General features: G+C 48.8%; 12 protein-coding genes and 1 pseudogene. 8 read left to right on the top strand and 5 right to left on the bottom strand.

Features of this window, described 5'->3' with window-relative positions; all coding sequences use genetic code 11:
- The first annotated feature begins 47 nt into the window (after positions 1-47).
- The 4 genes from D9A02_RS01110 to D9A02_RS01125 all read left to right on the top strand — a co-directional run bounded on the left by D9A02_RS01110 (position 48) and on the right by D9A02_RS01125 (position 3,572).
- Positions 48-1,064: a TRAP transporter substrate-binding protein gene (locus tag D9A02_RS01110; RefSeq protein WP_120499149.1), complete on the top strand. Its 1,017-nt coding sequence runs from the start codon at positions 48-50 to the stop codon at positions 1,062-1,064.
- A 61-nt stretch (positions 1,065-1,125) separates the two neighbouring features.
- Positions 1,126-1,725 (top strand): TRAP transporter small permease, encoded by a 600-nt coding sequence (locus D9A02_RS01115; RefSeq protein ID WP_254054501.1) that lies wholly within the window; start codon positions 1,126-1,128, stop codon positions 1,723-1,725.
- Complete coding sequence (locus D9A02_RS01120; RefSeq protein ID WP_120499150.1) at positions 1,725-3,065, top strand: TRAP transporter large permease; 1,341 nt, start codon at positions 1,725-1,727, stop codon at positions 3,063-3,065. Before D9A02_RS01115 ends, D9A02_RS01120 begins: the two co-directional genes overlap by 1 nt.
- Positions 3,066-3,089: 24 nt before the next feature.
- Complete coding sequence (locus D9A02_RS01125) at positions 3,090-3,572, top strand: universal stress protein (protein ID WP_120499151.1); 483 nt, start codon at positions 3,090-3,092, stop codon at positions 3,570-3,572.
- Between the two features lie 956 nt (positions 3,573-4,528).
- Here the strand turns inward: D9A02_RS01125 and D9A02_RS01135 are convergent.
- The 5 genes and pseudogenes from D9A02_RS01135 to speB all read right to left on the bottom strand — a co-directional run bounded on the left by D9A02_RS01135 (position 4,529) and on the right by speB (position 9,676).
- Positions 4,529-6,418, bottom strand: coding sequence for an HAD-IB family phosphatase (locus tag D9A02_RS01135; protein ID WP_216824927.1), 1,890 nt, complete (start codon positions 6,416-6,418; stop codon positions 4,529-4,531).
- Complete coding sequence (locus tag D9A02_RS01140; protein WP_162932921.1) at positions 6,405-7,340, bottom strand: hypothetical protein; 936 nt, start codon at positions 7,338-7,340, stop codon at positions 6,405-6,407. The genes D9A02_RS01135 and D9A02_RS01140 overlap by 14 nt, the downstream gene beginning before the upstream one ends.
- On the bottom strand, positions 7,333-8,019 hold the full coding sequence (locus D9A02_RS01145) for a hypothetical protein (protein WP_120499153.1): 687 nt from the start codon (positions 8,017-8,019) through the stop codon (positions 7,333-7,335). The genes D9A02_RS01140 and D9A02_RS01145 overlap by 8 nt, the downstream gene beginning before the upstream one ends.
- 472 nt (positions 8,020-8,491) lie before the next feature.
- Positions 8,492-8,598 (bottom strand): annotated as a pseudogene (locus D9A02_RS01150) (IS6 family transposase); the annotation flags it as partial.
- A gap of 133 nt (positions 8,599-8,731) precedes the next feature.
- On the bottom strand, positions 8,732-9,676 hold the full coding sequence (gene speB / locus D9A02_RS01155) for an agmatinase (RefSeq protein ID WP_120499247.1): 945 nt from the start codon (positions 9,674-9,676) through the stop codon (positions 8,732-8,734).
- A gap of 82 nt (positions 9,677-9,758) precedes the next feature.
- Between speB and D9A02_RS01160 the strand changes: the two genes are divergently transcribed.
- The 4 genes from D9A02_RS01160 (at position 9,759) to doeA (ending at position 13,475) form a co-directional block, all read left to right on the top strand.
- The gene (locus tag D9A02_RS01160) at positions 9,759-9,953 is read left to right on the top strand and encodes a hypothetical protein (RefSeq protein WP_120499154.1); all 195 of its coding nucleotides are present in this window, start codon (positions 9,759-9,761) and stop codon (positions 9,951-9,953) included.
- A 336-nt stretch (positions 9,954-10,289) separates the two neighbouring features.
- Entirely contained in the window at positions 10,290-11,279 is a 990-nt protein-coding gene (eutB, locus tag D9A02_RS01165; protein ID WP_120499155.1) for a hydroxyectoine utilization dehydratase EutB, read from the top strand.
- A complete protein-coding gene (locus D9A02_RS01170) occupies positions 11,280-12,272 on the top strand; it encodes a cyclodeaminase (protein ID WP_120499156.1) in 993 nt (330 codons plus the stop codon).
- A gap of 15 nt (positions 12,273-12,287) precedes the next feature.
- A complete protein-coding gene (gene doeA, locus D9A02_RS01175; protein ID WP_120499157.1) occupies positions 12,288-13,475 on the top strand; it encodes an ectoine hydrolase DoeA in 1,188 nt (395 codons plus the stop codon).

Consider the following 13,475-nt stretch of genomic DNA (forward strand, 5'->3'; position numbering starts at 1 on the left):
TAAGAGTTGAAACCAAAAACAAAGAACTACATCCGGGAGGAGTCTTAATGACTTTCATCAAAAAACTTTCAACTATCGCAGCTGCTGCGTCCGTTGCCGCACTGACGGTAGCGAGCCCAGCGTTGGCAAAGAACTTCAAAATTGCCGTAGGCGATAGCGGCGGTTCCAGCCAAGAAGCTACAGGTCTTGGCTTTGTAAAGGCACTTGAAGAACTGTCAGGCGGCAACCACACAGCGACACTGTTTCTGAACGGTCAGCTGGGTTCCGAGCAGGACACTGTCAATGACGCGGCAATCGGCTCGCTTGATATGTCCATTCTGGCGATCAACAACGTGACACCGTTCTCGCCATCCGTTGGCGTGTTCACCCTGCCATATGTGATCCTGAGCCTGGAAGATGCGGAAACGCTGACCCAAGGTCCAATCGGTCAACAGCTGACAGAAAACACAATCAACGACGCTGGCGTTCGCATCATTGCTTGGACCTATACAGGTTTCCGCGTTCTGACGAACTCGAAAAAGCCAGTTAAATCGGTTGCTGACTTGCAAGGTCTGGTCATCCGCGTTCCTAAGAACGAAATCATGATCGACACCTACAAGTCATGGGGCATCAGCCCAACGCCAATGGCGTGGTCAGAAACCTTCGCGGGCCTGCAAACCAAAGTTGTTGATGGTCAGGACAACCCTTACACCACCATCAACGCGATGAAGTTCTACGAAGTTCAGAAGTATGTCACAAACATCCGTTACATCTTCTCGATCGAGCCACTGGTTGTATCTGAAGCAGTGTTCCAAGAACTGTCAGCTGAAGATCAAGCTATTGTTCTGGATGCCGGTAAAGCCGCGACAGCCGCGTCTGCCCAGTTCCTGCGCGACAAAGAAGCCGAGATCAAACAGATCCTGATCGACAAAGGCATGCAGATCGATGACCCAGAAAACAATGAGCAAGAGTTCATTGACCTGGCGACCGCAGCTGTATGGCCAAAGTTCTATGAGAGCATTGGTGGTGTTGAGAAACTGAACGAAGTTCTGGCGGCCATCGGTCGTGACCCAGTTTCCGAATAATCACCTAAGAAAAAACGAAAGGCGCCATTTGGCGCCTTTCTAATATAACAGAGAGGGAAAAATGGAACGCTTTTGGGGCATTTTGAATAACATCGAAAGCTACATTTGCCGCACCTTACTTGCGATATTTGTATGCCTTCTCTTCCTTCAGGTCATAGTGAGAACTCTTTTCGACTTCTCCTTCTCCTGGGTGGAAGAACTATCAATTTACATGTTCGTCTGGTTCGTATTTTTTGGTGCGAGCTACGCGGCAAAAATGGGCGCACATAACCGTGTGACGTTCCAGTTCAAATTCCTTCCGCCACGCGCCATCAAGTTTATTGAGGCCTTTGCAGATCTGTTCTGGATCTTCTTCAATGTATATTTTGTGTACCTGTCGATCGATTTCATCTTCAACAAGATGAACAAGTTCCAGTCATCACAGACAATGGGGTTCCACCTTAGTTGGGTCTATATCGTTCTGCCGATTGCATTCACGCTGATGACCATTCGCGTTCTTCAGGTCAACTACAAGAAAATCATACTGGATGAAGACCTTCGTGATCCAGATGCGATTGATCTGGAAGAAGTGCGCGCCGAAACGGCCGCCGCTGAAAAAATCCATATGGACGAAATTCATGCCGCCGACGACACGACAAATGATAAGCAGGGGGACAAGTAATGGAATCGCAAATCATTCTAATTCTATTCGGCGGCTTCCTACTGCTGCTGTTCATAGGTGCACCAATCACTGTCGCCTTGGGCGTCTCAACAATGATCTCTTTCATCTATCTTGGTGAAAACCCGATCAAGTTCGTACAGATTGCCTTTACCTCTGTGGGGTCTTTCCCATTGATGGCCCTACCCGCCTTCATTCTGGCCGGGGCCTTAATGGAAGCTTCGGGGCTCTCTCGAAGGCTTATAAACGTCGCCGAAAGTTTCGCCGGGCCATTCACGGGCGGCATGTCTGCTGCCACGGTTTTTGCCTGCCTGTTCTTTGGTGCGATCTCAGGTTCTGGTCCTGCGACGACAGCCGCTGTTGGTATGCTGATGATCCCCGCGATGATCGACCGTAAATATGATCGCGACTTTGCATCCGCAATTACCGCATCTTCCGGTGGTCTGGGTATCGTTATTCCGCCCTCCATTCCGCTGATCATCTTTGGTATCGCTGCTTTGGGCATGCCTGCCCCACCAGCCGCTGTGGCCGAACACGGGCAATTCCAAACTGTTTCGATCCCGAAATTGTTTATCGCCGGTTTCATGCCTGCCTTCCTGATTGCTGGCAGCTTGTTGATCATGAATTACATCTTGGCCAAAAAGAAAGGCTTCAAAGGAAGCTCTGAAGGGTGGTCTGCACGCTTGATCTGGTGTGAGATGTATCGCGGCTTCTGGGCGTTGATGGCCCCTGTAGTGATCTTGGGCGGGATTTATTCCGGCTTCTTTACCCCGACTGAGGCGGCGATTGTTGCAATCTTCTACACGCTGATTGTTGGCGCGTTTATCTACCGCGAACTGTCGTGGGAGAAACTGTTTATCTCACTTGAAACCACAACATGGCTGACCGGTCGGGTTCTGCTGATCATGTTCACCGCAACTGTGTTTGGCCGTCTTCTGGTCGAAAATCAGATCCCGGCGATCATTGCGGATGGTATGCTGTCGGTCACCGACAACATTTATATCATCTGGGCGCTGGTCATCTTCTTCCTGCTGTTCGTTGGCATGTTCATGGAGACATTGGCGACGATTCTGATCTTGGTTCCAGTGATGCTGCCTGTGGCCTATAGCGTGGGCATTGATCCGATCCACTTTGGTGTGGTCATGGTCTGCTGCCTGGGTATTGGGTTCCAGACGCCACCATTGGGCGAGAACCTGTTCATCGCGTCTGGTATCTCGAACATATCAATTGAGAAGATCTCGGTTGCGGCCCTGCCCTTTGCGGCGATCAATACCATAGCCATCTTTATCATCGCCTTTGTCCCAGAGATATCTCTGTGGCTGCCTAGGTTCTTTGGGTATTAAGGCTGGATCGGAAAGAACTGAAAAATGTTACCACAAATCAATGATATCCTTTTCGCGACAGACCTGTCGGAAAATGCAAACAACGCTTTGCGCCATGCACTCAGCATGGCGCAGGCCCACGGCGCCAAAGTTCATGTGCTCCATGTCACTGAACCGCTGACACAAGATGCGATTGTTACGATGCAGTTGTTCTTTCAGGATGATGCCTCTCGCAAGAAAGCGATCAAAGATCGCCATGCATCCGTAAAGGAAATGTTGAAAACCAATCAAAGGGATTTCATGAAATCCCTCAGCAAAGAGGGCAAAGAGGCTTACTCCAGAGTGGAATCTGTTGAGTTGATTGACGGGCACCCAGCAGAAGCGATTTTGCAACGCGCGAAAGACCTGCAATGCGGTCTGATCGTCATGGGCACACATGAACACGGCACAGGCCATACCTTTATCGGTACGGTTGTCAAACGTGTCCTTAGGCGCTCATCGATCCCAACACTTGTCGTCCCAAACTAGGACGACCTTAACTACCTCCCTGTTGAACTTGTGGCGGCCAGAAATGGCCGTCATTTTTTCATCAGCGTTAAACCCATTATACGGTAAAGGTTTGACCTCAGGATCTGGATCAGACGGTTGAAAACTTTCACACAGGTTTTACCCGTCCGCCAATAGGAACCTGTCGGACGTGTCCGCAACCGGGCTTGCTTGGCTAGATAAGGCGACGATCTGACCCGCCAACGGTTTGGGCCGGCGTGGTTAACATCTAATCTACGTTCAGCCATGACGTCCTTTAGATCTCCATACGAAACAGCTTAGCGCAGTTAAGATGTCACTCGTGCAGAATCACAGATTTCGGACAGTGACTGCCCTTAAAATTGATCATTGTGAAGTTATACCCAGCACAAGCTTTGCTACAGAGTGTTGTTTGTCGCCTTGACAAATAACCGGATAATACATGACGGATACTTAGGTTTGCCTGGAAGGATCGGGTGATAAAATGAATCCATATCCAATGGATATCGTCCTTGGCTAAGGGTGCTCACATCTTAATTACTGTTAAAACCCAATAACGAACGTAAGAAGGATGGCCGAGGATCACACTGTGGAACAATATGGCGCTTTTCGTCTACAAATATTTGATAGGCATGATCACTTGGCTTAGTCCTGAGATGCATTTGCTCTATGTCAGCAACTTCGGCCCGTGAAATATTTCTTTGGAGCTACGATTCCTGCCCAGGATAAGCTTCAATATTAGCATAAGTCAGACTCAGGTCGAAACCTTTCCCAACTTCGCTTACGATTAAAATCCGGGCAGTTAAGGTGATTATCAGGGGTCAGTGCCCTAGCGATCGCGAAACCTAGCGTGTAGTTAAATTTTCCAGTTGGCTATTCTGTTGGCCTGTTTTGTAGACGGCGAAAAAAATTTCGCCGTCTTTTTACGAACGCCTACTTTTATGTAAATTTGCCTTGAGTTAGTTTAGCGTGAAGACCAAAGCTCGGTATCTTGTTTCAGTCCAACGATTAAATTCATCAGGGTAAATATCGATATTGTCTTCCAGCTTGAAACCATGGCTTTCAAGAAGGCTGATTTCTTTATCAACATGCCGATATTCCGAGAAATAGTATTGTTGCAGTTCGGAAGAAACTCCATCGACCAAGACATCCTTAGAAACTCCCATTGCATGCTTAACTATTAACCGCCCACCCGGTTTTACAGTTTGGCTGACAGCTTTATAGACCTTGGAAGCTTCGTCTATATTGAAGAAATTCATAACGCCAAACAGTGTGACCAAATCGAACTTTTCGGATGGCTCCATCAGCAAAATGTCTTCATTCACAACTGTTAGATTCGGACTCTCATTGATGAATTTGCTGAACTCAGGATATTTTTCTACGGCAACAATTTCTTTGAAATGGTCGGTCAGATGATTGGTCATCAATCCTGTTCCCGCACCTAGCTCTAGCCAAGTTGCTTGCGCCTGGTCGGAAAATGATTTCACAAGTTCCACATCATACGCGCCAAAATCCGGAGCCTTATTTCTTGTTTCAAGCGCCGTCTTGATATTTGAGGCAAGCTTGTCATAGTAAACCGAAGCTTTGGCGTTGCCGTAATTCCAATCGTTGAACAATATTTTAGCCCTGTCATAATCTTCGTTGGTATCGATGTCAGTACCACGAATTTTCGCGGCCTTCAAAGGAAGAAATCCCTCGAGGATTTGGTAAACATGCCCATCAGATTCTGACAATTTCCCACTTTTTACCTGTGCAGGGCCCGACCATTCAAATTCGCCTTCATTGTCGGAAAATTTGCAAACCTGCCCTTCATCATCAAGAACAACAAAAACTGGGTCGCTTGAAACTGGATCAATGTAGCCCAAAAACTCGTCAGACCGCGCCAAGATGTCCCGAACGTCATTCGGATGAGCGATAAAATCACCATCCCAAGCCAATACGACATCATTTGCGAATTGAGCACCCAGATACAGGCTCGTCCCTGTTTTGGTTTGGAAATAGTCGTGGTTAAAGACAAAAGTTACATCTTTGCGAACGGCAAGGGCCGCTTCGATCACTGACTGCGACTGGTATCCAACTACAACGCGCAAATCTTCTTGATCTTTGAAGTTGTGTAAATGATGCGCAATCAGAGTAATGTCATTGATTTTCAAGAGAGACTTTGTCACGCCAAGTCCCAAACGCGACCCAATACCGGCGCACGACAAGATGACTGATTTTCCGCTGGTTTCGCCAGAAATCTGCTTCAAGATCCGGACCAATGCCTCTTCCGAGTAAACAGCAAAATCGCATACCTGAACAACCGAATTTGCTGGCTTGTGTGTGATACCACAAGCGATGCTTACATCTGCCAGACGCATGGCCTCGGCATCATTGTTACCATCGCCAACATAAACGATGAAATAGCCTTCTTCTTTCAGATCTCTGACAACTTGTTCTTTTCGCAAGATTGACGTCAAGCGGACCCTGCCATCTCGCAACTCCCCCTTTGAGGAATGAGCGGCACACGGTATGCGAGCAAGCAAGCCTTGGATCCACCCATCAAAATTACCTGTTGCAATTAGGCAATCTTTAGAATGATCCGCAATCCACTCGACTAGTTTTTCATTAAGATTAACACCTTCCAACGTGCGGGATATCTCATCCACATCAAGACCGGAAAGTATATTCACACGTGTAATAAAGCTTTCAACAAATGGAATATTTCCAGATATTGTGCTTTTTGTAATTTCAGATATCTCATCTTCAATATCAAAAGCTTTAGCAATAATTGGTAGAGTTTCTTCACTTGTTACAGTGCCATCTAAATCAAATATGAATTTAATTTTTCTCATGTCAGAATAGCTCATTATGGAACTGCCCCCAAAAATCCTCTCTGAAAACACCACATTGATGTCGCGTTTTCCCGGTTTCCGTTTTTTTATCTAGCGCTCGTTTTAACTCTTCAGGAGTGTTAATCACCGTACTATTTGGCAACCATTCTGTATACCCATTCCGTTTGCTATCAAGCAATGGAGGGTAGTTGCCATTATCAACGACAATGATATCTTTTTGGTAATATGCCGCCAATGCGGCAACGCCGCTACACATACTAGAGATAACAAATTCAGATTCCAAAATGCACACGGCCGACGATTGGAATGGATCAACGACATCGACACCTTTTTCTAAGAGAATGTTGCCAATTCGATCATGTATATCGCCATAGACAGGCAATTTAATTGATATCTCACTTGCTGCAGCGAATTCATATATTTCCTGCGCAAAATTTTCGAGCCCAAGTCTCGCGATTCCGTATTCAATATTCGAGACCAACCAAACCCCTTTTCTGACTGGTCGGATGGAATCGAATTCATTGAAGTTCTTAAAGTTCACATCACAACAAAACAGATTAAGGCGAGAAGCATTCCGATGTATAGAAGGCCAAGGCGTCACTACTGTCGTGAATGGCTGCAACTGTATTGGCTCATCAAGGACAAAGAATTCTGAATGGTCATGCACAAAAAAGAACATATGCTGGATGTCATACGTGCCAAGCAGGTCGTAAAAATCATGCGTAATGTTCAAGCTACCGTAATTTCTATTCAAGTCACGTATATCTCGAGTGAAGTGATTTGACGTTAGTAGGTTCACCGGCCCTTCAATTGAGGGCGGGGCTTTATCAATAGTAGGGTCAACACTAACAGTAGGAACTTCATCATGAGAAAGTTCATCAACGAAATTGCCGATGATATTCTCACCACCATATCCCCAGATAACATTACTATGCATCATGATACCCATTATCACAAAGCACAGTCAGCAGCTTGATTTCTGGTTCAGACCCTGCATCAACCTCTTTGAGGTCAAGATCAGAAACTGGAGCCCCCTCAACTTTCCAGCTTTCAACTTTACAACCCAAATTCATAAATTGAATTCTCCTGAAACCGGCTTCATGTAATTGGTGCATTAACTGCTGAGGTTCCCAATAGGAGATTCCATCATCAACTTGTAATTCTGGTGGTTTAAAGAAAAGGACCTTGCACGCAAAGATACATACGCCCGACCCGATCAATCTAATGCATTTCAACGCCTCAGAGTTAGACAGCATTAATTCAGCAAAATCAGACGAATCCACTACAACAGCGTCAGCAATTTTATGCGATAAAATGTCATTTAACTTTGATACAACCTCATAACGGTGATCAGAATTTTCTGAAATTCTTATTATTTTTTCAATAATTGTTGCATCAAAGTTACCAGGAAACGCCAGCCCCTTATATTCACTTGTTAGCGAATAAATTGAACTACATTTTCTATCACGCAATGCTCGCGAAACTGAGACCCAATACAGATCAGAGAGATTTTCTTCACTAAGGTCCGGCAACTTCAGATTGACAGTTTCTGGTGTGCCAGATTTCTTATTCGTACTCGTTGTGAATGGGTTCAATCGCGAAACTGAGATCTTCATAGATAGAATCTACCTGCTCCTTAAGAATGACGATCTTGATAACAAGTGCCATTCATCCTTGCCCATACTCACACCAGTTGTTTATCTGGTCCGCTCACCACTCAGATTTCAAATGAGTGCTATATGACTTCTAACTTGTCTCAAAAAGATGCGCCAGTCAGATTTCATTCCAATGGCCTAAGTTGAGAAACCTCCCCTAGAGTGGAATTAAGTACACCCGAGGAAAGCGGAAAAATTAAAAGACAATGCCCTCAAACTAACGGCTCAGCATAACAATTAGAATGAACAGCTTTCGGCTTCCCAGTCACGTTCTTGGTGCGAGGTCAGCTGTCAGCTTCGAAACCGATATATTTAGGCACTCGCGGATCGTATCAGGCTGCTAGCTTTTTGGCGCAGTCGTTCCAATGCTCGAGAGCGACGTCTCGTTTCTTGCAGTAGGTTGTGGCAGTCGTTTCGTGGCGGCATGGGCGGAAAGGTTAGCGACTCTATCGTGGACATAAAGAAATCTCTGCATCTGACGAGCCGACTTGAACCGACCTTGAATCTTTCTCGTTTCCGAGTTGGTCTGTGTGACCCTTCAGGCGTGACGTGCAATCGTGCAAATCATCTGGCTGAGCTAGTCGCCTGTGCACTGATGGTCAATAAATTGACGATGCCTTGGAAATTGATGTCAGTACGACGCCGATGGGTGTCGTCACAGACAAAGGTTCGGTTATGTGCGGTATGGGACACCCGGCAGTACACACAGCATTTCGTAAAGCAGATTTGCTGCAATGGTTGCGGTGTTTCCGGATGGATCATACGGTGGGGATACTTCGACCAGATCGCAACCTACAAGATTTAACCCCTTGCATCCCCGCACAATCTCTAGCGCTTGGCTGGTCATGAGCCCACCCATTTCTACCGTTCCGGTCCCTGGCGCACAGGCAGGATCCAGACTGTCGATGTCAAAGGTCAGGTAGACTGGTGTGTCACCGATCGCGGCTCGAATTTCATCCATTAGCGGGGCTAGCGATTTATACCACAGCTCTTCGGCATGATAGACGGTAAAGCCCCAGCTGCGCGCGATGTCAAAATCATCAGCACCGTAACCTGTGCCACGCAGACCAATCTGATACGTCTTATCTGCCACAATCAACCCATCCTCATAGGCGCGGCGAAACGGTGTTCCATGGGCGATTTGTTCGCCAAACATATGCTCATTTATATCGGCGTGTGCATCAATGTGAACAAGTGCAACTGGCCCGTGTTTTTTATGTATCGAGCGCAGTACCGGATAGGTCAGTGTGTGATCGCCGCCCATAGTCATCGGAATGGCATCGGATTTGAGCACATCGTCGTAATAATCAGTGATCCGATTGACGCTATCTTTGAGGTCGAAGGTATTGATCGGCACATCGCCAATGTCTGCCACCTGTAGCCCATCAAATGGTGCGGCTTTGGTCCACATATTATAGGGGCGCATCATCGCACTTTCGGCCCTTATCTGACGTGGTCCAAACCGGGTGCCGGGGCGGTGACTGGTGCCAATATCCATCGGAATGCCAATAAATGCCGCGTCCAACCCTTGCGCACTTTCAGCGGCTGGCAGGCGCATAAAAGTAGTTGGGCCACCAAAGCGAGGCATTTCATTGCCGCCAAGAGGTTGGTTTTTCATGTCGCAGGCCTTTCTGTAGAATATCGGGGTGATATCCCTGACAGGGCTATCACTTGATATGGCCTGTGTCAGCAGATCATCCATGGAAAAGGCCATTGACATGGCGCATGGGAGGCCCGCCAGTTGGGAGCCGGTTTTAGTCGAAACGAATCCAACCCTTGTCTTGCGGGCCATCTTCTGGAAGCAGGTCTCGTCCTGTCATATGGATCAGGATTTGACTCAGAAAATTGATGAACATCCGTTTTCCGCGCGTAATGAGGCCAGCAGGTTCGTTTGAATGTGTTATCGTCTCTTCCCGAATGGGTAGGTGGATCAATGCTGCCAAGAGGCCAAGCACCACCGCTGCTCACCACATCGGCGTAGGGTGATTGAAATACACTTCCAAAAGTGTTGTGGTACGCGCGAGTGTCGACCTCATGTGCCTTCTGGGGCCCACGCAAGTGCCATAGCAATGATGAAACTGCTCATTAATTCAGATCTTCTGATAGTGGCGCAATATTGACTTTGTCGGCGTCAGGCGATGGTTTGGCGGTGTATGCGGTATCTGGGGGTCACGATGGTTTATCCAGAGTGTGGCAGTCCATTTGAACATGAAGTCAAAGCAGGATGAAAGATGAGCTCTGAAATCACACTTAAAGACAGTTTCGCGGCACGGGCGCGCATTGCAGGGAAGGTTCGTTTGACGCCGATGGAGTTTTCGCCAGTGCTGAGCGAGGCCACAGGCGGCGATATACGATTGAAAATGGAGCACATGCAGATGACCGGCAGTTTCAAACTGCGTGGAGCGACAAATGCGGTGTTGGCGTTGAGCGATGCCCAGCGCGCGAATGGGGTGGTCGGCGTGTCCACTGGCAATCACGGTCGCGGTTTAGCCTATGCGGCGAAACAAGCCGGGGTGCGTTGCATCATTTGTATGTCAGAGCTTGTTCCGCAGAACAAAATCGACGGGATCAAGGCTCAGGGTGCCGAAGTGCGCATTGTTGGGCGTTCACAGGATGACGCGCAGATTGAGGTCGATCGGCTGGTCGCGCAGGGCATGGTGATGCTACCGCCTTTTGACCATCACGACATCATTGCCGGGCAAAGTACTGTGGCGCTGGATATGCTGGAACAAGCCCCCGACCTGAATACCGTTCTTGTGCCGTTGTCGGGTGGTGGGCTGATTTCCGGCGTTGCAATGGCTTTGAAAAGCGTCAATCCATCAACCCGTGTGATTGGTGTCTCGATGGAGCGCGGCGCTGCGATGTACGCAAGCCAGCACGCTGGTAAACCTGTTTTTGTTGAAGAGCTGTCGACGCTGGCAGATTCGCTTGGCGGTGGGATTGGGTTGGACAATGAACATACCTTTGCCATGACCCGTGATTTTGTTGACGAAATGATCTTAGTTACCGAGGTCGAAATTGCACGGGCAATTCGCCATGCTTATTGGAAAGAGCGGCAGATTATCGAAGGGTCTGGCAGCGTTGGTATTGCGGCCTTACTGGCAGGCAAGGTCAAAAATCCTGGGCGGTGTGCTGTACTGATTTCGGGGCAGAATATTGATATGCATTTGCATTCCCGGATTATCTCGGGTGAGGATGTCGATGTAACTGCGGAGGGGTGAATGCCTGACATCAAGATACTGACCGAGACTGAGCTACGCGAATTGGTCCCTTTGGATAGGAGCGCGATTGACTGTGTCGAAGCTGGCTTCGCCGCGCTTTCCGCTGGCATCGTCGAAATGCCTCCTATCATGTCGTTGGATGTGCAGGAAAACAACGGCGAGGTTGATGTAAAAACTGCACATATTCAGGGCGCCGAAAGCTTTACCATCAAAATGTCGCCGGGGTTTTATGACAATCCCAAAATAGGGCTGCCGACCACGAATGGGATCATGGTTGTTTTTTCAGCCAAGACCGGCCAGGTCGAGGCGCTTCTTTTGGACAATGGCTATTTGACCGAAACGCGCACAGCAGCGGCAGGTGCTGTTGCCGCGCGTCATCTGGCACGGCGGGATGCCTCGCGGCTGTGCGTAATTGGTGCAGGCGCACAGGCACGGCTGCAGGTGGCTGCGATACATCAGGTGCGGCCATTAACCTGCGTAGATGTGTGGGCTCGGGACTCTGAAAAAGCTGAAAAAGCGGCCGAGGACATAGCTGCAATGCTCGGGATCGAGACGTCCTTCTCACATCAGATTGAGGATGCCGTTCGCACAGCGGACATCATTGTTACCACAACACCCGCAAAAGAGCCCCTTGTCTTCGCGGACTGGCTGACCAGTGGTCAACTCGTCATAGCAATGGGATCAGATCAGGAAGGTAAATTCGAGTTGGACCCCGCACTGATCGCGCGCGCTGACTATTATATCCCTGACCGCTTGGCCCAAACTCGTGTATTGGGTGAAGCCCGCGCGGCAATTGACGCTGGCGTCATCGCCGCTGATGCAGATTTCCCGGAACTCGGCGATGTTGTTGCAGGAAAACTGCCAGATTACGATGCCGCCAGCAGCCTGACGGTGTGCGATTTGACCGGGACCGGGGTTCAGGATACCGCCATTGCCACTCTTGCCCGCCAACGTGCCGAAGCCGCTGGTCAGGGTGCTAGTTTCACAAGCTAATTTGGGATCAAGATTATGCCTGAACCAAAACTCTACTTCTCGCGCGATGAATTCGCTGCACGTATCGTAAAAACCAGACAAGCAATGCAGGAACATGGGCTGGATCTTTTGGTCATCACTGATCCCAGCAATATGAATTGGTTGACCGGCTATGACGGCTGGTCATTCTATGTGCATCAATGTGTGGTACTGGGATTGAGCGGGGAACCGATCTGGTATGGCCGTGGACAAGATGCCAATGGGGCGCTCAGAACCTGCTTTATGGATCCCTCAAACATCATCGGTTATCCCGACCACTATGTGCAATCTACTGAACGCCATCCGATGGATTACCTGTCGGCGCAGCTTGCTGATCGTAAGCTGAATACAGGCACCATTGGCGTTGAAATGGATAATTACTGGTTCACGGCTGCGGCTTTTGCGTCGCTGCAACAGCACCTACCAAATGCGAGATTTGCCAACGCCAATGCATTGGTCAATTGGCAACGCGCGATCAAATCCGAGACAGAGCTTGACTATATGCGCACCGCAGGCCGGATTGTCGGCCGAATGCATGATCGTATCTTTGATAAGGTCGAACCGGGTTTGCGTAAATGTGATCTGGTGGCGGATATCTACGATGCTGCCCTGCGCTATGACCCTGAAGTCGGGGCTGGTGGTGATTATCCGGCAATTGTCCCCCTGTTGCCCTCCGGCTCAGATGCGGCGGCACCGCATTTGACATGGGATGACGCGCCGATGAAATCCGGCGAAGGGACATTCTTTGAGATCGCAGGGGTCTATCATCGTTACCATTGTCCGCTGTCGCGCACTGTCTTTCTGGGCAAGCCCACGCAAACGTTCCTTGATGCTGAAAATGCTGTTCTCGAAGGGATGGAGGCTGGGCTGGATGCCGCGAAAGAGGGGAATTTTTGTGAGGACATCGCCAACGCCTTCTTCGGCGTCTTGAAGAAACACGGTATCACCAAAGACAACCGCACCGGCTATCCCATCGGTGTCAGCTACCCACCCGACTGGGGCGAGCGCACCTTCTCGTTGCGCCCTGGTGACAAGACCGTGCTGCGCGAAAACATGACACTGCATTTCATGACGGGCCTTTGGATGGAGGATTGGGGCTTTGAGATCACCGAAAGCATCCGCATCACCCAAGCCGGCCACGAATGCCTGGCAAACGTACCTCGCAAAATGCTGGTAAAGGGCTGA

It is taken from the genome of Roseovarius sp. EL26 (genome assembly GCF_900327775.1).
GTDB lineage: Bacteria > Pseudomonadota > Alphaproteobacteria > Rhodobacterales > Rhodobacteraceae > Roseovarius.